Genomic DNA, 243 nt, shown 5'->3' on the forward strand with positions numbered 1-243 from the left:
GCCGAGGCGGCGGCGATCGACGGGGCCGGGCACTGGCGCACGTTCTTCCAGGTGATGCTGCCGATGGCAGGTCCGGGGATGGCATCGGTCGCGATCTTCAACTTCCTCGGGCTGTGGAACCAGTTCCTGCTGCCGGTCGCGCTGAACCCCTCCACGGAGAACTGGGTGCTGTCCCAGCGGTTGGCCGCGTTCGTGTCCTCGGCCGGGTACGCGGTCGACTTCGGGGCGATGTTCGCCGCCGTG

The 243-nt window shown here is 69.1% G+C and carries 1 protein-coding gene; it reads left to right on the top strand.

Annotated features, from left to right (window positions below; translation table 11 throughout):
• Positions 1-243: ABC transporter permease subunit (locus EYB28_RS19710; protein WP_166852952.1), on the top strand; the 243-nt coding region annotated here is incomplete at both ends.

The sequence above is a fragment of the Isoptericola sp. BMS4 genome (assembly GCF_011634835.1).
GTDB lineage: Bacteria > Actinomycetota > Actinomycetes > Actinomycetales > Cellulomonadaceae > Isoptericola.